Below are 23,091 nucleotides of genomic sequence, written 5' to 3'. Positions count from 1 at the left end.
CAGCAATAAGCGCATCGATGTCGGTCAGGGTGATCACCCCCTTAAAGAGAGCTACACCGTGACCGGCCCACCAGTATCCTTACCTCTATTATAGCATTTTTCGGTAGATTCAGGAAGAATATTCGAATGCGTGTTCGCGTTAACGACCGTTGATACTTCCGGCTCGACGATAAAACGGAGTTGCTCTATACTTCCCGCTCCCGCGCACCAGATGCAACTTGCGTCAATTACGCCCAGACGATCGCACACCGGGCACGGGATGGAATCGAAGGTGTCCGGATCAACATTTAAGATGGGTGGCGATTCGAACACCTTCGCCATTTTCAAGCCGGGTTCTTTTTGAGCCAGGTATCAATAAACCCTTGAAGTATTCCATTCAGCCGGTCGTGCCCGAGGTATTCAAGGGCTTGAACGCGGTCCCCTACTCCACACCAGATTTCCCAATTCAGGTACAAATCGATCTCAGCCGCGTCCGGGAGCGGGTCTTGGGAAGGTTCGCAGTCGTACAATTCCTTCAGCACGTCGATGATGTCGGCTTGATCCATCCCAAAGCATTCATCGAGCTCGGACGATGCGAATTGAATGAACGCGATGAGCACGTTCATCGTATCTTCCGAATACGGCGCCTTGATATAGAACTGCCGCGGGCTTTCATCATGTGTATGGGTTAATGCGTACGGTTGAAGCGACTCGAGCTTCGGTATGGCATTGACGGCCGCCATTCTTTCCAACACGGATTCCCGGTAATCTCTCGTAATTCTTCTCATTTTTCTCCTCCTCAACATTCGCATATTAATATACTAACATACAGGAATTGTAGCATCATGTTACACGGAATAGTCTCTATATCGCTGTGTGTCATTCCACATGACTTCGAACTCTTGCGTCCAGTCCTGTGCGATCTTTGCGTCTCGGATTACTACTAGCACCTCGTCGTTTTTTGTACTGGCGGCTGCGGAATAGTTAAAAGATCCAGTCGTGACGACGGCCCCGTCGGCCACTGTGACTTTTTCATGCATGAGCCCAGAAAATGTGTTGATCTTAATCGGAATACCCGCTTTAACGAGCTTTTTCATAGCTGCAGCCTGCGCTTTTCCTTCGACCTCCTGCTTGTCGCTAATAACGCGAACAACAACACCGCGCTTTTTCGCGTTCACAATCGCAGAAACGATGGACTTTTCCGTTAAGCTGTAGATCGAGATGTCGAGAGTCTTCTTCGCACCGTCGATTACGCCATCGAGCATTTTCTCCGGATGCTGCCCTGCTTGCGTGAACGCGTACTCGATCTGCGCATTCCCCGAGCCGGATCCTGTTGATGCTGCTGCATGCACTAAACCCGAATTCAATAAACCCTGAAGTTGACCGTTACTAGCGAGCAGAACCGCAGCAACGATTGCGGCGCCGCTCAATTTCCATTTTAGCTTCATCTTATTACAGCTCCTTCTTTTGTGGCGACTTGGCCGTTTTTATTCAGGTTTTTCTGGCGGTGTACCGCCAAACGTATTTAATGCCCATTGTTCGAGCGTCATGCCGTGACGTTCTTTAAAGCCCATCGTCTCGTCGTCTACATCAAAAACGAGGAGCTGGCTATCCGCATCTTCATCTACCGGCTTGCCCGCCGGCGTACGACCCAGATTATATTCATTCGGTTTAGCATGAAGCATCCGGACGAAATCACCCGATTTGTTACAAGCGCTACCCACGGCAGTATTGTCTACTTGACCAGGTTTGAGAGCTCCGAAAATGGCGCAATGCGTCATTTCGGCGTTCAACTTGTCACAAATTCGGCAGGTCGGGTATATTTTCGGCTTGGCTGTTGCTGGCTTGGCCATGGTGACCAACCTCCTTTGTTATTTGCCAATATCATATAACGAGATTTCGTATTCTCAAAATTTTTTGCAAAAAAATCTTGTCGACCTTGTTCGCAGGTCAAGTCAAAAACGATAAGACATATCGGCCAACACTATTCACTAGGTCGCGTGAAAACTGCGCAATGCTTCTCTCTGCGGTCCTATCAAAATGCGAATCGCTGTACCTGTTACGGATTTCCGAAATATTGTTGGCGACCGTCGCTATCAACTTGGTCAGGCCCGTAGGGTATTCTGCGCTTACTTCCTCCTCTATGATATCCCTTACCCTTTTCCCCATCGCAATTAGCTGATTGTCCTTAAACCCCGGATCCTTCTCATTCAGGAACGCTTTGAACAATCCTTCGAGGAACGTATAGGCAAGCGTATTGGTTTGCTCATATTCTCCAGCGTTGAATGCCCTATCCATTTTCTCGAGATACTTCTTGATTCGCTCGGCATTCCATGTCTCATCTTCAACGACAGGCTTTGGAACGAGAATGCCACCGGAGATCATATTCTGGACATACCCGTAGAACGCATCATATTTCGTCGTCTTGATTCGATCTTCCTCATCCGAGTCTTCATTCTTATCCGCAACGATTTGTCTAAGATTCTCAGCAAATGCAGCGTATGCCTGCACGCGAACATGCTCCGGCAGCTGCTCGAGAAAGTACTTGAAGTAATCTCTGCGTGTCGTGCTTAATCCCATTCTTTTAAGAAACTCTATCGCATCGTTATATGACTGCGGCAGTTCGTCCGAAAAATCCTTGATGACCTTAATAAAGTCGCCGCCTGAATGATACGTTGGTTCCTCATCGAGCAGCTTCATGAGCTTATTGAATGCCTCCAACCAGTTTATAGACAAGTTCTTGTCCCCCTAGGCAATTTGCTCCTATTTTATCATATTCCCCACGCCAAAAAGCCCCTACGTTAAACCTGCACGTTGGGGCGGTGTGGGATTGGGTATTCCACTTGAATATGGCGCGGATCGCCGTCACTTTGGCGCGAATCGCCTAGAAATGAACAACGCGAATCGTTGACATGCACGAGCGCTCGTTCAGAGAATGCATCCTCTCAGATGAACAACGCGGCTCCCCTACTTCCCGCATCCGCATTGTCTGCAGATGGTGGCCACTTCAGGTTTCAGGACCGGCAAAGAATAATACAGGACAATCACATTCTCCTACTCTATTTAATAGCATCTCCTAAATTCGTGCTTTCCAAACCATTCAGAAAAGTGTAACTTGTGTGATGTTCAATTTTTCGGAGAAAACGAAAAAGACGCGGGGATCACCCGCGCCTTCCGATTATAATGCTGTTCGTGCCAATGACCGCTCCTTTGGTCATAATTAGAAATTAAAAGCATACTGACCTTCGGTGACGTTGTAGACTTTTTTGGTCTTCACCTTCACCGTCTTACCTTCCACGAGAAGCTCCAGCGAATTTCCTCCGGTAGCCGACGGTTTCGTTCTTTCCACTGCCGGTTTTACGGTAAGGTTATAGACCCAGCGGCGAAGCGACTCATCATCAGATGGCGAACTCGCTTTGTCCCAAACCAGATCGTAATCCCCCAGCAAGGAAACGGATACCGCGGTGAGCCCGGCATAGCCTTTCAACACGTTTTGCTCAACATATGACAATTGCTGTTCAACGCGCGCGTAAAGGTCAACAGGGATCGCCACCTTCGCCCATGCCAATATCGCGGCCTGCAGAGATTCTGCATAAAAGGTTTGGATTGGGGAACTGGATTCAAGTTGGGCAGAAGCATCGTGGTCGTTCGATATATCCAGAACGTCATCTTCCTCTTGTTCAGCCGGCGGCTCGGCCGCAACGACAGCAAGTTTCGAAGCGTCGATCGACATCTTGCCCCAAATCGATTCAGCGCTCTCAACGCCCGCAATGTCGTTACCGACGAAGCGTTTCGCAAGTTCGGTCGCAAGACTTCCCCCAGATCCCTCCGTCAACGCTGCAAGACCTTCCTGGCTAAACTGGCCTTCAAGCGCAAGCGCCGCACTCATCTTCGCCGCCATCAAATTGATCGCAAGCTCTTGCATCGTATCCTTGTAACCGCAGTACACTGTTTCGCAAAGATTCTTCTGCCCTATGCGCCAATGGCGCCGGCTTGCTTGACGGACGATCGACAAGCGGTACCCCGTCTGGTAGAAAAACAGGGATGGGAAACCCAAGAGGTCGAGGCCTGTGCTTACTAAAATTGGGTTAGTAAGCAAAACCTGACATCCTTCCTTCTCCCGCTGCGAAATCCATTCTTCCCGCTCCGGCCCTTCGATATCAGACTCCAGAACGGCTGTCTTGAAACCTCTCTCCTCCAGGAGCATTTGAAGACGCTGAAGCGTCCCCAGTTTGCCCGTAAATGTCGCATATACCCCGACCTTGCGCCCGGCTTTGACGCGTTCTCTCACGAACTTGATCAGCTCTACCTCTTTCGGATATATCACCCGGTCGCTGAGCCGATAATCAGGAGAGACGATCTCTTCGCCGGTATCCGGATGATAGACGCCTTGAAAATTGAAAGGCACGTCCGGATAGCTTAGAAGCGTGCTAAGCAAGCTGCCCATCAATACAGACTGGCCGCATTCAAGTTCCGCCATGACTGCATCGCGTAAGCGATCTTCAACGCTAGCAAGGTTTCGCTCCAAATACCAAGAAGGCGCAACAAGACGCATCCCCTTGGATGGACGCCGCTTCGTCCCGGGTCTACGCATAATCGAAGTCTCGCAGGCAATCATTTTACGATCATGCGCCAGCGGGACAAACATCGGCCCTTCAGTCAGTTCAGGCAAAACCTCGAACATATCGGACATCTGGATGAAGCATGCGACGTCGCTCAGCATATCCGTGAAGAGCTGCGGAGCTGCGGCCGGCATTTCCTTGATGCTGACACGCGGTTTGCCATTACTGGAGCTGTTTAGCTTGTCGCTCTTCCTGATTTTCGTGACCTTCTCACGAACACCGTACAAATCCACCCATCGCCCAACATCGCCCCACTTGAACCCGTTCTCTTTCAATCGATTCGGGAACATTCGATAGAATAGCTCAAATAGATTGGAGGCGTACCCGTTCATAAGCGTTCCTGTCATAGCGAGCGCATGCTTCGAGCATTGCATGAGAACGTGAAACGCATGCGCCTGAGCACTGCCACCGGTTAATTCATGGCACTCGTCCCCGATCGCCAAATCGAACTTGTTCTTGAAATAACGCTTCAATAGATCCGCAGGCGATACTTTGCGAGGCGCTACGCCACCCGGAGGACGCTGCTCACCGGAAAAACTGCGTCGGTCCTTGTTTTTGGCTTGCCACAAGGGGGCGCCGCATACCCGGTAATCATCTTTCTCCGGATCGCTGTTCTTGTAGAGGCGAACTTTATTTGAGCAAATTAAATTATCGTTCCGGCGTGCCGGCTTCCCGTGTTTGTTAAAGAAGTCACTCTTCTCGAGCGGCACAATACTGCCCTCTTCGAGTTTCATGAGTTGTCCGCCGCAGCAAGGGCATTTCCACCCTTGGAATGCGGTCCGACTCGTCGTGACCTCCTCACCATGGCGAATATAGCGTTTGTTATAGGTCCGGTCAACCCAAGTGGCGGCCGGTTCGTAAATATAACCCAACTTGGCCGTATCCCGCGCGATGATGTACACTTCGATTTTCTTCGGCTTGCTCTCCATCTTCCTGGAGTCCCGCAGCTTGATGACGTCTACGTAATCCTCTAGGAAGGTTACTTCAAACACACGTTTATCGAGGAGAATGCCGACTTCCCGCTTCGTCTTTTTGATCAGATGATTCGGAACCATGTAAATCACACGCCCGACACCGTTCAGCCAATCAGAAAGTTGCTGGGAAATGAGGGCAAAAAACATAGCCACGGACATCGCCGTTTTGCCCGTTCCCATCATCCCCACGAGCAGCTGGTTCCGATTTTTCTGGTATCCCTTGAATAGCGCGGTAACCACATGAGCTTGCGCGCTAAAGAGCGGGCGTTTCAGATGGTCGAGAATGTCGAGCGGCTCGTCCCTACCTGGGTGATGCAAAGGAACATATTCCTCGTCCAGACGTCGAATGAGATCGGCGCCGAAAAGAGCAAGGTAATCGCCAATGCTCTCGATACCGTCAAGGGAAGTCGGAGAACCTACTGGAGCTGTTGTTAGCGGTAGGATTTCGTCCTCGGTTGTGATATTTAATGATTCGATTGCCGCAGTCGTCAACTTCAAATCGCCTCCCTGATGTCCTCGGTCAATACTATCCGGCCGCTGCGAATCCCAGAAGAAATGTACCCATCCAAAACGTCCTCGCCTGCGAGCAACTCGTAGGCAACCAAATCACGGTACTCGCCCGTGAAATCGTGAACAACAAGCGGAACTAAAAACTTGTCATTTACGAGCTGGTCATAGAGGTACGGCGTCCATTCTTCGAGCAGAGGCGTCTCATAGTACGCCTCGATCGCCCAAAAGAGCTTTTGTAGGATGTTGCCATCCCAAGCGAAGATCGCGAAACTGTCCTTTTGCCGCTCAAGCACACATTCACTGGCAATAAGACCGGTAACGAACGTTTCGTTCTCCCGCTGGGTCTGGTGTTTGTACTTTCCATTCGGTCGAATAGACCATGAGGACTTGTCATACCCCTTCTCACCAATCCGCGGGGCGTGCCGGATCGAGAAGTAAACGTCGCTCGCCTTGCGCGCGTGATGGAACTGGGCGAACACGGCCTGAACCCGCGAGTCGATGTCGATGACATTCGCGTAGATCAACTCGTGCTTACTTGCCTTCTCATCGAAGCGGGTCACAACAAGCGAGGTATGCACCTTGATATACAAGTCTTTGTCTATGAACTCCATATGTTTCATCCAATTGCCTCCAGTTCGTGCTTAGAATTTAACCAGTGATTGTGCGAATAGTGCCGAACCGGTCAACTGTCTTGAAGGTGATCTTGAAAACCTCCGAGTCCGTGACGACCGTTTCGCCCGGCATCTCTTGAATCACCTGGTTGATTTCCTTCTTCACGATGCCTTTGAGCACGTGAAGCATGTCGCCATGCCCAACCTTTCCGTTTAGTCGTCCGCTCGCCATCCGAAGCACCCGATGCATTTCTTTATCGGGCAATAGCGGTTGGAGCCTCGCGGCCGGCTTCTTCGGGGTTGTCCATTCCTGGCCCCGCTCCGTCAAGGTCGATTTCAAAGACACCTCGCGCACTTGATCGACGTCCATGTTGCTAGAACGAAAATACTTCGGCGCGATGTTCCCGGATAGCACCTTATAGACCGGCACATCCAGCATTGGAAGACGTTCAAGACTGCCGCCCTCCTGCATCAACGCCAAAATCCGTTCCACTTCACTCGCTCTGCTGAATTTCTCTCTCCGCTTCCGGCCGATCGTGTACACCTGGTTATAGGTGTCGTCGTGTGACTGGTAAACGCGGATATCATCGAGATTCGCCACGAGCATGGATACGATATCCTTGGTCATTCTACGGCGCGGTATGTTGTAAACGAGAATACCGTCTACTGCGACATACATCATCAGATGACGCAAGAATCGCTTTTCTTTTCGCTCCACCTTGGCTTCGGCCGTCTCGCTATCGGAATCGTAAGGCGGATTGAGGTACATCAGACGGAACGTATCCCGGCTGATACGGCACTCTTCATACCCGCCATACAAAGCATTCGGAATCCGCGATCGCAGCTCCAAATACTTCTCCTCATTTGGTTCAATTCCGAACCCAACGCCGGACGATTCTTCCATCAGAAGCTCGAGCGCGCGTCCGCTGCCGGCGCAAAAGTCCGCGACAGAAAACGGTGAAGCGGGATACTGCAGGAGACTACGGATCGAAAGAATATCCTGATCAGTCGTCTCGAAATTCCCCATACGCACCTTGTTTCTGATCGTTCGGTCGAACATGCCTTTCATGTTGTCTGCAGCTGACATTCTAATATCCTCCTTTTTGGAAATAAAAAAAGAGCCGGCCGCATCAGCGATCAGCTCTTACATCCAAGTTATTGGCTTAAACAAAAAAAGGGCACACCTATGGCGTGATCCCTTTGTATGTCCAAGCATTGATGAAAATTTCCCCGTAAATGGGGACACCCGCTCTTCGCCTAAATGGATAAGCAAAGAAAAAAATGGAAGTCGTAATGCTTATATTATACTTGAAAATCCGTTCAAATGATAGCCGGAGCGATTTTTGAAATTGATTTGGAGAAACAGAATACCTCGTTTATACTAAATTTATTAAAGAGCCTCTGAGTGAAATTGGAAGGAGCACTTCTATGAACGATACCTTTAGAGCTGGAAAGATCGAAGATGGATACGTTTATGGTTACCTCTTTAGATCTGCTCTGTTCAACGGGCAATTTGTCCTGGATGGCGGAGAAATCGAATATAGAACGAATTTCGCGGAAATGTGGAACGGCGAGAAATATGTACTTGTGGAAGACTTAACAAAATTGCCTTATTCGGAGGTAGCCGGGAACCGTGCGAAAGTGTTGGTTTCTCAGGTAGAGGCGCAAAAACGCACATACCCAAACGATGAATCGCGGGATGCGCGATGAGCGTGGAAAGCCAAAAAGGAGACGATCATCCACGTCCTTCCCGAAAACGAAAACAAGGCTCCTCCCTTCAAACGAAGGAGAGAAGCCTTGTTTTTTTCTGATCGTTTTTCACATCGCTTCTACGACGCGGTATGATGCGGGCGAACGTGCTAAATACCGAATAAAAAATCTTCTTATGGTCTATGTCTTAAATTCCCAGCCCATTTTAGGTAAAATGGAAAATAGTATTATTGATCCGGAAAATGGAGGGCCTTATGGACGTCATTGCACCTAATCAGACTTACGCGGTTATTATTGCCGTGGAACAATACCAGTTCCCAATTTCGCAAGTCCATTATGCGGAGAACGACGCAAGGGCATTCTATGATTGGCTTGTACAGGACATGCGTGTCCCCGAAGAACACATCACGATGTGGCTTAATCAGGATGCGACCGCGACGGCACTACGGGAAGAGCTCCGATATCACATTAAAAATCTCCATGAAGAAAGTCGGTTTATTTTCTACTACGCTGGGCATGGTTTCTTTGCTGGTGGGTCTAATCGGGTCACCACATGGGATACTCACCCAACGAATCTTCATGACACAACGGTTGCCCTTAGGGAAGTTTTATTTGATCCTCTACACGAGTCCCAGTGTAATAAGAGTCTTATCTTTATCGATGCCTGCGCAACCTATTTGCAAGAGCAAATTCATTCGCGCGACTTACTTGCCGATATGAGAAATCAGGAATTCGCCGAGTTTGTCCGAACCACTGAATATCAGGCGATGTTTGTATCTTGCTCTCCCGGACAGAAATCGTATCCAAGTGACTTACTACAACATGGTATTTGGACACATCACCTTCTGAAAGCGCTCAAAGGTGAAGTGAGAGATGCCGTCTATCGAGATCAATACATCACTGATTCCTCTTTGCAGAATTATCTACGACAGGCGGTGCCTGATTATATCCGTAGCAGTACGGATCATCGTAGATCGCAAACACCATGGGCACAAATTTCGAGTTCAAATACATTCGTTATTCGGGAACTGGGAGTAGATGAGCAAGATGCATTGACATTGCCTTTAACGGGTTTAGATCTTGCATATGAGGATATGATGTTTCGGAAGTGTGAAAACCGTTCTGTCCGTAGCCTTCCGGGATTTAGCAGGAAAGCACATAGGGAGCCTGAATATCATTCCGCCGGTGCCCGGAACTTTATCAATCAATTAATGGAGGGTCCAGTTACCGAAGAAATTGACACCATCTACGAACGCTGCAAAGATTATCTAGGCTTTCGTCGCAAACAAATGACAAAGACGACAAATGGAGGTGGTGGTACTCTCGATACTCCGTTATTTCGCTTTATCATCGAATCGTCCCAAGATCCCGATGAATCAAAACAAGTCTTGATTATCCGCACATTGCATCTTCGCGTTGACCCAGGTGAATTGCCTGAGGACGTTGAGCGAATATTCCCTGTTTGTCCGGATGAGATTGTAATTCCTATCAATAGCGAAGTGAACTATGACGAAATGGTCGATAAGTTCGAGACCGCTGAAGATGAGATTGGCGGAAAGCTAATTGAAGATGATACAAGTGGTTATATAGAATACACAACTCCCGATGGCACGAAGTTGATCATCCTAACGAATAGCAATGAATTGATCTTAAAGCCAAGAGGAGCCAGGACCATTCGGGAAATGTTAACAGGCGCGAAAGCAAGCGTGCTTGCACTTGCACAAATCGAAAAACCACTAGAACTGAATGGATAGTGTCTTCAGTAATGCCCGCAAGTGAGGTGCTCTAAGTGGATGAAACACCAAAGTGCACGATCGTGACGTAAAATATCGCCAAAAACTAAAAAAAGGCCCCCTCCCTTCTGACTGAGGTGAGAGAAGCCTTTTTTTGGTATTGGGATTAATTGTAGTTCAGTATCGTAACATTTCCGATTAAGCTCCTGCCCGAGCACGAAGTCTAAAGAACGATACTGCACTATAACAGTACAGTATAATTCAATTTCTATTATCGCCTGCTCCACCAAACGAAAATAACCAATATAAAAGGCATTAGACTCCTGGTACCCCAAGCCTAATGCCTTTTATTATGGATCGATCCTGAACATCTCCACCAGCACATTCAATGCTCTTCGCCGTTCCGAAGGCTCTTTTGTAAGCAACAGCGCAAGTATTTTTGCGTTTGCCTCATCCTCCGTTGATCCAATCTTTATTAAGTCGACGAAATCCGTTTCACAGGCTTCTGCAATTCGGTTTAGCGTTTTTATCGTTATGTTAATATTGCCTCTTTCGATATTGCCTATATATCCAGAGGATGCTCCGATTTTATCTGCAAGTTGTTCTTGTGTCATTGTACGGCTCAACCGGAAGTTTCTGATGATGCTACCGATACGATTATTGATCACAGGTGTCATCCCTCTTTCTACCACACTAATAGTGTAGTCAAAAGAAGAACAAATAATCAGAATATTATATTGCTCATAATATTAAAAACATGAGTAATTTATTGTATTATTAAGATAATATTTTTGATAGCGAACAAAGGAGAATAGGTCGTTGGGAAAAAAGTGCATGACAACTTTGTCTAAGGAATGTGAACCTATACAATGGGGATGGACACTATTTGCATACTGTGGGCTAGGGCTTATGTATTCAGCATTTGTAATTTACATCATAATGATTGCGATTAATATTCTTTTATTTTCTCGTCAATTGAATCTAATTTTTTGAGTTCAGATTGACGGCTCTTAAGACTCATTAAGTATGCGCTTTTCCCGTCTTGCGCGATACCTTCGACGGTAACCAACTCCTATTAGAAGTGGATGAAGACCGGGCAAGCGCCCGGTCTTCTCTGTAAATACGAATTACCTGACTGGGTTAACGACTACGACCACGGAAGTATCCCCGTCGAACTCGATGTAACCGGGGGATGAAGGACCCGCTGTGCGCAAGGAGATGGTCTTTACCTCACGATCGCCGACAAGAAGTGCATCGCGCAAATACATCGCATTGAACTTGATCGTCGGGAACTCTCCATCCAGTTTGGCGTCCGGAAACGATTCGCAAATCTCACCTGTCGCAGATCGCGAATGCATCGTCAGTGCGCCACTCTCGTCTACTTCGAGCGTGACACGATTGTTTTCGACACCAACGAGCGAAAGCATCCGTTTAATGGTGTCATCTAACATTGCTCGCAACACCGAGAAACTTGGACCGCTCTTGATTTTCCCGAAAACGGGATTGAGATCCGGGTACACGCCATCTAGGAGCTTCCCAAAGTAAATCACGTTCTTGTCCCGCAGCACGAGGTAATTCCTTGTGACCGCCAAGTCCACGTTTGACGATTTGAGCGAATCGACGATTCCTTTGAACTTGATGGCCGGTATCATACCGCTGTGAAAGGACTCTGCGTTATCGATTGCGATATCGGAGATATACCGATAAACGCGATGGCGGTTCGTCGCCATAAAGCCCAACTTCCCTTCCGCGTCGTACAGATTGACCGCGGTTAAAGCTGGCGACGACTCATCTGACCCGACAAAGCGGAAAGAATGAGCGCCTTTACGAAGCATTTCGATCGGGCACGTCAAGTAGCTCGCATTACCTGGCTCCGGCAAAGCCGGATACTGCTCCGAGCTGAGCGCCTGAAGATTTGCCCGTCCACGGTCACCGTATTTCACCGTAACCGTGGAATCCTTCTGCATGAAGGACAGGGTTCCTTCCGGCATCTTCCCCACAAGATCGATGAACTCTTTCGCGTTCAGCAAGTAGCTTCCGTCTTGGCCGCCGTCGTTTGTGACATTGAGGAACTGAAGAACCGCTTGCTCCGGCAAATCCATCGCCGTGATGAAGAGCACTTCGCCTTTCAGATCGAGTTTGATGCACTGAAGGAGCGGGATCGCACTCGTTTTCGGCACAATCTTGGCGCAAAGTAAGAGCGTATTCAACAAAGATTCGCGCTCAACGCTAAATGCTGCCTTGCCAAGTGTCATCAAACCAGTCTGTTTTTCCTCTTTACCTTTTACTGCTGTTGCCATTCGAATTTCCTCCCTGTTTTTCGCACGCAAAAAACCACGAAAAATAGAAAAAAACATACTTGTGGTATGTTTCATCAATTCTCCGTGGCAGTTACGTGCCCGATTATAGTTTTGTCCGTTGACGGACGCTCATTCACAAGCCGAAAATTTGACGGCCGTGAAAAGTGTTGATCTTTGTAATGAGCCTATTTTATCACGATTATCCATTCTCTATCAATAGCCAAGTCTAGAAGGAAAGCCGATGGCGATTGCCACCGGCTCGAACTTATACCTTTTTGATTTGGGTCGATTCCATCCTCGCCGATTCCACGAAGTGATGGGTAATCCAATCAAACCATTCCGAATCGGACTTGCTCATTGCTACAGACGATTTGCCGTAGAAGCGATACTCTTTGATCTCCCCCGTGAATCTGGCCCGCAATAAATAGAACCATTTGGGATCGAACATGATGGACAGCTTATCTGCCCAACAGAGCTTGCTCGGCAGTTCCCCTTGCATTTTCGCATAGTGCCGACTATGGTATAAAACCAGCTGCCGGTACTCATCTCCGAACAAACGATCTGCGATCTTGGCGCCTACCTCCGGATGCCGTCCTCCTTCTTTCCCGTCCATATTCGGTTTTCCGAAATATCCGAGATCATGCAGGAAGATGCACACAATTTCTCTCCAAGTCGGTTTCCCGTATAAATACCGCCAGGCCCGATATACCGTCCAAGGATGCCAGAGAAATTGATGCACCCCGAACAGTAGACTGCGGGTACCGACTGGAAAAAGCCGTCTGAAGAGGCTCATGTGCTGACCACCTGCTTGTTTTGGAATGACGGATTTGACGTCCTTCATTCTACGAAAGATCAACATGATATAGGATCACCTTGCGGCGCCTCCGCCTTTGCCCGCTCCATTAGCGTTCGCCGGATGGAAGCAACTTCGGATTTACCCATGTAATCGTCCATCATTCGGAGAAAAGCAGCGTCAAAAAGGAAATTTGATTCTGGCTCTTCTTTGGATGGGTCAACCGGTCCGAATAACCACCGAGCCACGAGATTTTGCTTCGTCATGGCCGGGAATACGATGCTGACACCCAAATGGTATGCCCGCATCGTCAGCTGCAGCATCCCATCGATTTCCTGGACACAAAGCATGGCCGCTGGACGATCGGACGGGTTAAATCTAGCAACTGCAAGGTTATCCATTAGATGTGGTTCGGCCTGATTGCACATCTTGCAAAGTGATAGGAACATATCATTCAGGGACATGTCCTTGCGCAAGAACCGATGCATGCAGAGATCGCATTTAACTCTGGCGCTCTCGCAAATGCACTCGCTAATGATGGAATCAAACTCATCTAAACTACGCCATTCCGGTTTACCGCAATCCTTGCAAAAAGACAGGTCATTAGTAGACAATTTGATCGCTCCTCTCACCCCCACGAAGGGGGCGTAAAATTCAGCCCCCTCCGAAAAGGGTAAGACGAAATGAGATCGATTAACTCAACGCATCCGCAAGCCAATAGTTCGGCATGCTGCGGTCATCGATCGGGTAATTGAGCAATTTCCGGATGTACTTTCGGCCATTCTCGTCGCCGTGGCGGAGTACTGCGCGGAACGTAATAGAATCGAAAGGGCACCAGTCCTTGATGGCCATCCATTCGTCCCCGCCGTTCACTTGGTTGATGAAAACGAGGTTTTTATAAACGAATGCATTTCCTAGACTCCAATTACCATGCCGGAATTTCTCGAGAAGCTCGACAACCGTATCGATGAAGCAGAAGCTTGTCCGATCGAATTCCGGGTCGCTTGCTCCTCGAATCCAAGGGTTTCGGTAGCCCTCGAGCAACCAAAGATCCAGCATTTCCCGCTTTCCGCATGTATCGCAACGAACTTTGCTGTGCTTCTCGTTGAAGTAACAGGATTGACCTACAGGAACATGCTGACCGCAATCACAGTCATTCGCATATTGCCGGCCTTTCTCCTGCCAAATCAATTTGCCCGGCAGGTCCGCGAACGTACCTTGATACTGCTTCGCGAACCACAGCCATATAGCGAATCGATTCGTTGTCGGCAACCAGCAAAGGAAACGCTCAGTAATCTCCTCGTTCGAAGGATCGAACGAGACTTTGCTAAAGAGTTTCCATAGGTGCTCAAGCTGTCTATTTTCCAGCCTCGAGAGCATCTTTAGCGACGGATCCGTCACGAGTTTCAGCGATGTATGGCATTTTAAGCACAACACTTCTTGAGACGCGACATCCGCCACATAGCTTTCACCGCAATCGCAAAAGTAAAGACCGACAATCATTTGAATGAGCTCCTTTCAGTCCCCTTTCGCATGGGGGGACTGGAAATTAATCCCCCATGCCGGGTACAGATCGGATAACTTTGATCCTCGTCGCAGCTGCCTATGAAGGCATTTGAAAAGCCATGCTCGCCGCTTTCGCTATGCTTAGCCTACTCTACCATTTAGCGGCCGCCTGAGTTCATAACCACGAGTTCATGCGTTCTAAGCACGAAACCAACCGTCTCTTTTCCTGAAGAGCTACTGAAGGTTCCAATCTGAATCCGACGCCGATATCGCAGGCCTGATCCAAGACAATGTAGCCGACGCGGTTAATCGCACAAAGACCCGGGACGATGGCATAGCCGCCGCCTTCGTTGGTAAGCGTGAAGACGTGGTGCGATTTGCATGCCAGTACCGACGGTAATACCGGATCATCGAATTCATCCCAGATATACCGCAGGAGTGCATTGATATACCCGTTCCGAAAATCATAATTTACCGGCTTGATGAAATGTCCATCATTTACCGCGAGGAACCATTCGCAGATCCGGCTGCCTTCCTGCAGCATCATCTCCGCAAGATCAGATTCCATTTCGTCCAAAGAAGTTTCTCCATCGAAATGATACGTCCAAATGTCGGTCGTTCCCTGAACTCCAGGAATGTCCCGATAAATTTGGGCGAAGCCGTCGAAATGATTCGGTGCCTTGTCCCATGGGTCATTTTCGCCATACTTGTTCAGGAATTCCCGGACAGCATCGTTTGCAACTTCAGCGAGCCTGCCCAAGTCCAACTCCGCTTTTAGCTGATGAATCAAGCCCTTGCTATTCAGCACGAACGAATATATTGGAAAATTCCGATTGTTCATTGTACGAATGCCTCCTCAACGCCCCCGATCACCGCGGGGAGTCGTTTTCTCACCCCCGCGGCTGGGAACTATCAAGGTTGCCTTATGGTTGCATATCTTCCTACCATTCCAAAAGAGCTCATTGTGAATTTATTTCCGAGATTACTCAGCCAGAGAAATGTTATTTGTTTGTAGGTACGCTAAGATCTCAGTTTTTTCACGTTCACTGAGATTAGCCGAATCTACATGGCACCCCTCATAGAAAAATGCGAAGGAAGTCCCTTTCTCCTTGCTGTTAATAATTTGGTATGCAACGAGGTCGTTGGATTCATCCTCCAGAATAACCTCGGTAATACCATTATTAACTTCGTAATCCAAAATACCTTTTATCATTTTTATTCACCCTTACCTTCCCTTAAATGCGCATATTGCACAACTCTTTTCACCAATGATAAGTAAGGGAATAACTCTCGGAATTATTCACCAGATTACACACTACTTATCACAGAAAAACCCATATATAACGCGGGTTATTAGGTTACTTTCAGATTGCACAACAGTACGCCGGTCAGAATGGCAAATCTTCATCGCTGATGTCGATCGGTCTGCCGTCATCGGCAAACGGGTCGTTACTCCTGCTACCACTACCACCGTAGCCGCCGCCGTTTCCGCTGTGACCGGAACCGCTATTACCACCGCCGTTACCGCCGTAACCAGAACCGCTATTGCCCCCACCGCCGTTTCCACCGGCATTTTCTCGATTCGCAGATTCGAGGAAACGAACGTTGTCAGCGATGACCTCCGTCACGTACACACGGCGACCTTCGTTGTTCTCGTAATTACGAACTTGTATACGGCCTTCTACCGCGCATAGCCGTCCCTTGCGAAGATAATTTGCGCATGTTTCCGCAAGCTGTCTCCAAGTAACGATCGGAATGAAATCAGCTTCCTTTTCCCTTCCTTCTCCACCGGAAAAAGGACGGTCAACGGCAAGCGAAAATTGCCCAACTGCGATGCCGGCCGGCGTATAGCGAAGCTCGCAATCTTTGGTCGTGCGGCCGATAAGGATGACTCTGTTCAACATGGTTAATTACCACCTTTTAAGTTTTTGAATTTTCTCCGAGTCGAACAAAGGTCGACACCACATTTATGCTTCAAGCAGCGTAGATACATGAGGCGTGTAGCCGTTGTCCAGCAAATCATCGAGCCCTTTACCGTAAGAAATGTCCCACATTGCGAGGCTGAGCTTCATGTCGGTTTCTTTTGCAAAAAATTCGACGCATTGCTCGAGCGCCATCTCAACCTCGGGCGTCTTGATGACATCCGCGTCATACGCAAAGACGATGTGCTTGCAGCCTAGCTTTTTCAGCGGTTCCAGCAAGAGCGAGAATGCGCCAACGCCAGGAATGCCGAAAACAGGTTTGAGAAGTCCATCAGCGGCTTTATCAGCTTTGATCGGCCCTTCTGTAACCCAGACTTCGGAGCAGTCCAATAAATTGTTCGCAAGATCCCCGGTCTCCCAGAATTTCAAGCATGGGCTTGGTAAAGCAAGATGGATAGGAATCGGTCCGCCAATTGACGAGCCGTTGTCTTTCGATCCGCTGCTCCACCACCAATAGCGCTGCCCTTGCTTTAATTCAACACTGAAAACGAACTGACCAGACTTGGAGTAACACACCTTCTTATCCTTTTCGGTAAGGATAACCTCTAAGATTTTATCCTGGATTTTCAGCGAACATTTCGCAGTACGATTTCCGCTCTCATCACGCGGAAGCTCTTCCAATATTTCTCCCTTGATTGCACCCTCCATATCGAGCTCAAGCGCCGGGTTATCCACCCTAATCTGCCATCCCGTAATCTCGTTCGTGACGGTACGGAACGGGATCATAAGTCCCGCTCCACCCGCCATCGTCCAGTACGGACCGTACCGACCCTCCTGACAGAAAAAGCCTGGCACGCCCAAGAGGTCGCTGTTATCGCTCAAGCGGTTGATGACGCTTTTCGCGATTTTATAGCGCTCTTGGGTCGGCATGGTCCGATACTCGCGTAATCGAACAACCTTTTCTTCGAAATTACGGTCATCCAGCAGATGCGTGAAATGCTCTGGGGACAACGGGAGCTCCTTAAGCAAGGCACGATAGACGCGGTTGAGATGGTAATCAGGCTTCTTCTCGACTGCGTTACTCATCTCAATTTCAACCTTCGTCTTCGGGACAGCATTTGGATCGAGATAATGCCGGAATTGACGGCCGATAATCGAGTCGAAATAATCATCGCTTGCTACACGCATGCAATGCACGATCGTCAGCTCACGGTTTATCCGGCACCAGCCTTTATGTCCACAAATGGGGCAGCGAGCCTGAATCTCGTACCATCCATCGTGCTTTGTTCTGCGTAGCTTCATGCCCCCACTCCTTTACTACGATGCTTGATTTACGCCTAGCCGCTGATCGAGGGTCTGCAGCTGCTCGAGAGAAAGCGAATTGAACTTCCCATCCCAGGTCGCCTGAATCAAGTTTTGAACCTTCGCTTTAAGGTCTCCCTTGGCCCAGTTCTGGGTGCCGACCATTAATCGGTTAACCAATTTATTTTTCTCTCTCAGGCGATTTTTCTCCTCCTGCCCGGCGTTGCCCTGCCCTTGGCCGTGACCGTTTCCGTTGTTTACCGGACGACCGGAATTGCCTTGGGATCGATGCTGAGAAGAATTTCCGTTTCCAGATGGTGGGCGATGTCCGCTTCCTTGCGAAGATCGGTCGCTTCCTTGCGATTGTTTCCCATCTTGTGCGTGACCAGTATTTCCGTCAGCGCCGGTCGGCGTCTGCTTGGCTCCGTTGGATCCGCTGGAATCTTCTTTCAGCTTGTCGAGTGCTTTTTGCCGGGAAATTGCGATGTAAATGTCTTCGTAAGAAGAAAGGCCAGAACCGATATTGCCGTAACCGCCATGCGACAATGCACGACCGACTGCACTTGTGGATGCATTTTCAATCGGGTTCGTGGCGTCAACGCCATGCGTAGCTCCAAAACCAATAATTGACCGCTCCTTCGTCTTGAATGGCTGTCCATTTTTGTTGAGCCCGCTAAAGTGGCAAGTCATGACCCACTTGTCACCGATTTGCTCCGGAGTGATGTCGAGCTCGTAACTGGCACTGTGTTCCTTGTGAACGGCGATCATCTGCTCGATTCTGCCTTCCACGTCCACGTACGGCCGGAAAGTCTCCATATAGGTTTTTCCACGGTAAGAATGGAGACCATATTCCATATGCTTTGGCGTGAGCGTATACTGCTTATCTGCGATCTTTTCCTTCTGGCTGAGCAAGCGAATGTTCTTGTGGTATTCACTCGGAACCAGTTCATAAACGGATTCGATCACAGAATGAGCTAGTTTCTTCTTTTCTTTTGCCAAGTTGACGATGTACTCGCCTTCCTCACCCGACAATGGCGGGAAGGTATACTCTTGTTTCCCCATTGTACATTCCTCCATTAATAAATTTTGAATTACCTCCGTGCTTGCAGGTCAGATAATCAAGAACTAAGACCAGCGCGCCTCCTCGTTCAAATTGCCAATAAAAAAAGACGCATTCAAAATACGAATGCGTCTTTCATGGCGACGGAAACAAAAAAATGGGCACACGGATAGTGTAAGCCCATCTAGTTTCCATTTACATACATTGATGCCGTAAGGCGACTCCATCTCCATTGAAAAAAGTGACAACGGAGAATATGAAAAGATACTGTAATACAAGAATTATAGCATCACCAAGTAGGAATGGTAAAGTAAGTTACGACAGTGGTACCAACAACCGCACTCCAATCATTCGAAGTCATGGGAAAAAAATCGATCGATTAACGCATTGATTAGTTTTTGCTGATTTCCTCTGCGCAGCTGCGCGACGAAATCGACGAACAAAATAGAGATGAGCTCCGAAATCTCCATCGAAAACTCAGGAAATACGGTTTGGGCGTCGTATAGGAACACCTCGCCCCTCTGAATGTTCTCCCGTAAAAATTGTACGTCCAATAGCGCCCAGCGTTTAGGTGTCGCGAGTCCGCCGGTAGGGTCCTTTTTTCTGGATCGAGGGAAGTATGCGGCCCGCTTCATCCGAAGGCTCTGAACGGTATCCTCCAAGGTAATCGCGTCCGCGGTGACTTTGGACTCGTTCAATTGCTCACGGATATGTATGAGAAAGTCTGCATAGAGAATATGCACGAGATGTTCGACAGTCAGCTCTGAAAAAGTACCTTTCGTCTTCTTGTTAATGTCACCGATGAATACTTCCGCACGCGAAAAGTCGATTTCTTCTGCACGTACCTGGATTCGGATAAGACGCTTTGATCGCGTAAACAGGTCACTCCAAGTCAGGCTCCCTGTTATTCCCCGCAGCTTCTCGGCGACACTATGGCTATTTCTGCTGTTTCCGATAAGCATCCATATCCACTTCCTTGATGAAGATATAGTTCATAATGAGACGATAAACTGTCTTCCGGTATGATAGGTTCCACCGTCTGGCGAGTGCCTCGATTTGCTCATATTCTTTTAGAATCGGCTCCGCATGCATGTACTGCCCCGAATCTTTATAGAGAAGCGGCGGGTACCGCTCCGGAAAAATGGCGAACTGCTCCATCGCCTTCTTCAATACGGCCGTATTGGAGATGGTTTCGTACTTTACACCCGGCTTACGGTCCATGATGCGCATTTCACTCGCTAGGCGCCGTAGCTCTTCCCGCTGCTCTGGAGTGACCGGAAATTTGATATCCTTCTTCTTATCCGATCGCTCCCTTCGGACTCGGCCCTTCACCGCGGCGGAACTGCCCGCTCCTTTTGATGCTGACTTTGTCGGGCGAGACGGCGTAGACGGTGCCGTGAGTATTTCGTCTCGTTTTTCTTGAACACTCGGTTTTGCGATTGGTGAATCTTTGCCCAGCGGTCGAAGCACATCATTTAATAGGCTTGCCATGATCGATCGAACATCCCCTCACGGTTCATGACCGGTTAACGCCCGGTCACTATTCCAAAATTCCACTTTGGACAAGTATATGAGCGGGGAAGCGGTTCATAGAACCTCATTGTACGTATAGGGCGGATGAAATCCGTCGATGCTAGTATATAAATCTAGTATGGGACGGAGTGAACCCCGATGACTGCTGTAAAAGAACTGTCCACGGAACAAGCGAAAAAGCTCGCAAAGATCATGCTCAGTACATCTGCCAAGATGGGCGGACCGAAAATCATAAAAAAATAAGACGCATACTGCACTACAGCGCAGCATGCGTCTTTTTTCTGGAACGTTAATTTTTCTTCACGCTCTCCCCTTGCCCATATGTATTCAGCAAATGGTCGAGCTCTTCCGATTTCCGCAAGACCTTTTCAGACGTAATCCCATACCGATCGCTAAGAGAATGCATTTCTCTCCGCTTACGTTCAATAGCCCTTCTGATATTGGCTCGCCTTTGCATCGGCATGACCCTCACTCCCTCTATCAACGGTCTCGCCTCCATGTTTGCTCGTCCTCTAAGATGTTGGAATCAAGCAACTCCTTCCACCACCAACGAAATGCTTCGTTAATGGCAATCCTCTCGGATCCTTGCGGGTACGGACCTTCGGAGCGGGTTCCGCTGACCAGGTAGCTGTTTGTCATTCCACAATCGGCAAGCTCGTCCTCAACCCAAGCCTCGAACGCTCGCGCGAAAAGTTCATGGTCCCGACGCCAGTATTCGCCTCGGTCTTTCGCATCGAGGAAAAATGCACTAAAGTCGGTCGGTATGAAAAACTCTGTTGGCACCTCTCTGCCCGCATCCTTAATGATGTAGCAGCAGGTAATACCGACGTCTGCCCATAGGTTCTGCTTGACTCTGTAAGAGTCTTTGATCGACATGAGCGCTTCAGATACGTCATAATCGCAGCGCTTCAGAACAGAGGAAATAACACTCCTACGGAAATTACCCTTTGTTGAAGGAAGTTCACTTGGAACCACATAACGTAGTTTGCCGTTTCCCTTCTTGATCCTCTCCATTATGCGCTTGAACGCGTACGCGACGTTGTGCGGCAATTGCGGCCCGGCATCGCTGCCGGATAGCGCTGCTATCTTGCCATTGCCAAACCCATGCGCGAACGAGTTCAGGTTATAATCCAGCGCGTGAGCCCATTCATGGCAAAGCGCACCGCCACCGTTCATCTTCGTCAGGTTGAAGACGTTCGTATTCGGCTCAAAATGAGCGCTTGCCTTACCGGAACCGCGTGCGCCGAAAGCAAGCCCAAGCCTTCCATAGAAACTGATCGCATGCCGCGGCAGGTTCAGTATCATGGCAAGGTCGGCATTCGCGTTCCCACAGCAAAGCACATGGTAACGGCCTGCAGCGTCCTCCATCCAATGTCCGAATTGAACACCGCGATATCCATAATGCTCAAGGAAGTCCTCCGGCTTCTCGACGCCAGAAGGTTCCTTGGAGAGTCGAATGACTTCCGTCGGCACCCTGCGTTCCCAGCGCTCTCTCGAACTACTCTTGGTGGTATTACGTGCCTTTGGCTCCGTCCACTTCCAACCCTTGGCCTCGTCCGAATGGAACGCCCGCTTGAATACGGAAATGTAGCCGGCATCCCTCCTGGCTTTACCGAGAAAAAAGTTCCTGAATCGATCGCCAAGGGAAAGCCAAAAGGCGTGGTCTAGCAAGGACGGATCCTTTTGAACCAATCGAGACGACTCGGAATTCGTTGCCTTTTTGACGGAATCCTTGAGCGCAAAGAACGCCGTGTCGAACGCCGTCACCGTCAGAGTGTCTGAAAAGACACCCTTCAATTCCGCGATCGCCAGAACATAGTGTTCACGAGCCTTAGCGGAATCCTCGGGACGCTGAACGACGCGATCCCAAATTTGCTTGATGGCGAACGCCACTTCCGACGCAAACCCACGCTCGCGGAGCTCGTCGACAGGAAGCGCACCGAACAGTTCGTCCTTGCAAATGGCTTCGAATGCCTGCGTCGGGTCTTTCTCGAGCGCTGCATACCGTTCGGGTGAAAACTTGAGTAAGGATGCAAAGTGCTTCCTAGCGCCCCAGAGTTCTTCACCTACGTCATAGGAGTACAGCTTACGGCTTGCGACGGTTTCGTCCTTCTCTATTTCCGTTACGACTGGAGCGGGCGCGGTATGTCCCGCAAACACCGCAGGAAAATAGTCAAAGAGCGAAAATTCAAGTTGTTCAACAGCCACTACGAATTACCTCCATATGCCCCCCGCGCTGAGCGGGAGACAATAGTGTCATCCCTCCGCTCAGCCGGAGTTACATATGGTATGGATCTATGACGTTGCCGCCTTACTCTTGTCGTGTGTACCTATCAATTTCTTGGTCCAGGTAAGCGTCATATGCCACCTCGAAGGCTTCAATATGACACGGAATACAAATCGTCTGATCGTGTACCATATTATTTACCACAACCTCATCTCCGCAACTTGTGCATTTCGAGGTTTCGGGAAAAATCTCATCCTCACAGGTAGGACACAAGTGCAATTTTGAATCGAGATTATCCCTTCTCTTATA

The 23,091-nt window shown here is 48.9% G+C and carries 22 protein-coding genes; 2 read left to right on the top strand and 20 right to left on the bottom strand.

Annotated elements, in window-relative coordinates; translation table 11 throughout:
• Positions 1–323 precede the first annotated feature (323 nt).
• The 7 genes from ACFPOF_RS06345 to ACFPOF_RS06315 form a co-directional block, all read right to left on the bottom strand.
• Entirely contained in the window at positions 324–767 is a 444-nt protein-coding gene (locus tag ACFPOF_RS06345; RefSeq protein ID WP_378130721.1) for a hypothetical protein, read from the bottom strand.
• Between the two features lie 60 nt (positions 768–827).
• Positions 828–1,427, bottom strand: coding sequence for a phospholipase D-like domain-containing protein (locus tag ACFPOF_RS06340; RefSeq protein ID WP_378130719.1), 600 nt, complete (start codon positions 1,425–1,427; stop codon positions 828–830).
• A gap of 39 nt (positions 1,428–1,466) precedes the next feature.
• Positions 1,467–1,832, bottom strand: a complete 366-nt coding sequence (locus ACFPOF_RS06335; RefSeq protein WP_378130717.1) for a hypothetical protein — start codon at positions 1,830–1,832, stop codon at positions 1,467–1,469.
• A gap of 97 nt (positions 1,833–1,929) precedes the next feature.
• The gene (locus tag ACFPOF_RS06330) at positions 1,930–2,715 is read right to left on the bottom strand and encodes a hypothetical protein (protein ID WP_378130715.1); all 786 of its coding nucleotides are present in this window, start codon (positions 2,713–2,715) and stop codon (positions 1,930–1,932) included.
• 484 nt (positions 2,716–3,199) lie between these two features.
• Positions 3,200–6,067, bottom strand: a complete 2,868-nt coding sequence (locus tag ACFPOF_RS06325) for a hypothetical protein (protein ID WP_378130713.1) — start codon at positions 6,065–6,067, stop codon at positions 3,200–3,202.
• 2 nt (positions 6,068–6,069) lie between these two features.
• Entirely contained in the window at positions 6,070–6,705 is a 636-nt protein-coding gene (locus tag ACFPOF_RS06320; RefSeq protein WP_378130712.1) for a hypothetical protein, read from the bottom strand.
• A 28-nt stretch (positions 6,706–6,733) separates the two neighbouring features.
• On the bottom strand, positions 6,734–7,783 hold the full coding sequence (locus ACFPOF_RS06315) for a DUF6094 domain-containing protein (protein ID WP_378130710.1): 1,050 nt from the start codon (positions 7,781–7,783) through the stop codon (positions 6,734–6,736).
• Positions 7,784–8,124: 341 nt separating this feature from the next.
• Here ACFPOF_RS06315 and ACFPOF_RS06310 point away from each other — a divergent pair, with 341 nt between their 5' ends.
• Entirely contained in the window at positions 8,125–8,406 is a 282-nt protein-coding gene (locus ACFPOF_RS06310; protein WP_378130708.1) for a hypothetical protein, read from the top strand.
• Positions 8,407–8,660: 254 nt separating this feature from the next.
• Positions 8,661–10,160: a caspase family protein gene (locus ACFPOF_RS06305; protein ID WP_378130706.1), complete on the top strand. Its 1,500-nt coding sequence runs from the start codon at positions 8,661–8,663 to the stop codon at positions 10,158–10,160.
• 329 nt (positions 10,161–10,489) lie between these two features.
• Here ACFPOF_RS06305 and ACFPOF_RS06300 read toward each other — a convergent pair whose 3' ends face one another.
• The 13 genes from ACFPOF_RS06300 to ACFPOF_RS06240 all read right to left on the bottom strand — a co-directional run bounded on the left by ACFPOF_RS06300 (position 10,490) and on the right by ACFPOF_RS06240 (position 22,763).
• Positions 10,490–10,807, bottom strand: a complete 318-nt coding sequence (locus ACFPOF_RS06300) for a helix-turn-helix domain-containing protein (RefSeq protein ID WP_378130705.1) — start codon at positions 10,805–10,807, stop codon at positions 10,490–10,492.
• Between the two features lie 459 nt (positions 10,808–11,266).
• Entirely contained in the window at positions 11,267–12,439 is a 1,173-nt protein-coding gene (dnaN, locus tag ACFPOF_RS06295; protein ID WP_378130703.1) for a DNA polymerase III subunit beta, read from the bottom strand.
• 265 nt (positions 12,440–12,704) lie between these two features.
• Entirely contained in the window at positions 12,705–13,298 is a 594-nt protein-coding gene (locus tag ACFPOF_RS06290; protein WP_378130702.1) for an HD domain-containing protein, read from the bottom strand.
• Entirely contained in the window at positions 13,292–13,846 is a 555-nt protein-coding gene (locus ACFPOF_RS06285; RefSeq protein WP_378130700.1) for a hypothetical protein, read from the bottom strand. The genes ACFPOF_RS06290 and ACFPOF_RS06285 overlap by 7 nt, the downstream gene beginning before the upstream one ends.
• Before the next feature lie 79 nt (positions 13,847–13,925).
• Positions 13,926–14,735 carry a hypothetical protein gene (locus ACFPOF_RS06280; protein ID WP_378130698.1) on the bottom strand — a complete coding sequence of 270 codons (810 nt, stop codon included), beginning with the start codon at positions 14,733–14,735 and terminating at the stop codon, positions 13,926–13,928.
• 178 nt (positions 14,736–14,913) lie between these two features.
• Positions 14,914–15,579: a hypothetical protein gene (locus ACFPOF_RS06275; protein ID WP_378130696.1), complete on the bottom strand. Its 666-nt coding sequence runs from the start codon at positions 15,577–15,579 to the stop codon at positions 14,914–14,916.
• 547 nt (positions 15,580–16,126) lie between these two features.
• Positions 16,127–16,642: a single-stranded DNA-binding protein gene (gene ssb, locus ACFPOF_RS06270; RefSeq protein WP_378130694.1), complete on the bottom strand. Its 516-nt coding sequence runs from the start codon at positions 16,640–16,642 to the stop codon at positions 16,127–16,129.
• A 63-nt stretch (positions 16,643–16,705) separates the two neighbouring features.
• Positions 16,706–17,962, bottom strand: coding sequence for a hypothetical protein (locus tag ACFPOF_RS06265; protein WP_378130692.1), 1,257 nt, complete (start codon positions 17,960–17,962; stop codon positions 16,706–16,708).
• Positions 17,963–17,977: 15 nt separating this feature from the next.
• Positions 17,978–19,024: a hypothetical protein gene (locus ACFPOF_RS06260; protein ID WP_378130690.1), complete on the bottom strand. Its 1,047-nt coding sequence runs from the start codon at positions 19,022–19,024 to the stop codon at positions 17,978–17,980.
• Between the two features lie 345 nt (positions 19,025–19,369).
• Positions 19,370–19,984 carry a hypothetical protein gene (locus ACFPOF_RS06255; RefSeq protein WP_378130688.1) on the bottom strand — a complete coding sequence of 205 codons (615 nt, stop codon included), beginning with the start codon at positions 19,982–19,984 and terminating at the stop codon, positions 19,370–19,372.
• Positions 19,959–20,513, bottom strand: a complete 555-nt coding sequence (locus tag ACFPOF_RS06250) for a hypothetical protein (RefSeq protein WP_378130686.1) — start codon at positions 20,511–20,513, stop codon at positions 19,959–19,961. Before ACFPOF_RS06250 ends, ACFPOF_RS06255 begins: the two co-directional genes overlap by 26 nt.
• Before the next feature lie 331 nt (positions 20,514–20,844).
• A complete protein-coding gene (locus ACFPOF_RS06245) occupies positions 20,845–21,012 on the bottom strand; it encodes a Spo0E family sporulation regulatory protein-aspartic acid phosphatase (protein ID WP_378130957.1) in 168 nt (55 codons plus the stop codon).
• Positions 21,013–21,035: 23 nt separating this feature from the next.
• Positions 21,036–22,763, bottom strand: coding sequence for an LPD1 domain-containing protein (locus ACFPOF_RS06240; RefSeq protein WP_378130685.1), 1,728 nt, complete (start codon positions 22,761–22,763; stop codon positions 21,036–21,038).
• Positions 22,764–23,091 lie beyond the last annotated feature (328 nt).

The organism is Cohnella soli, assembly GCF_042655525.1.
Lineage (GTDB): Bacteria > Bacillota > Bacilli > Paenibacillales > Paenibacillaceae > Cohnella > Cohnella soli.
This window is presented reverse-complemented; position numbering and strand designations above follow the sequence as displayed.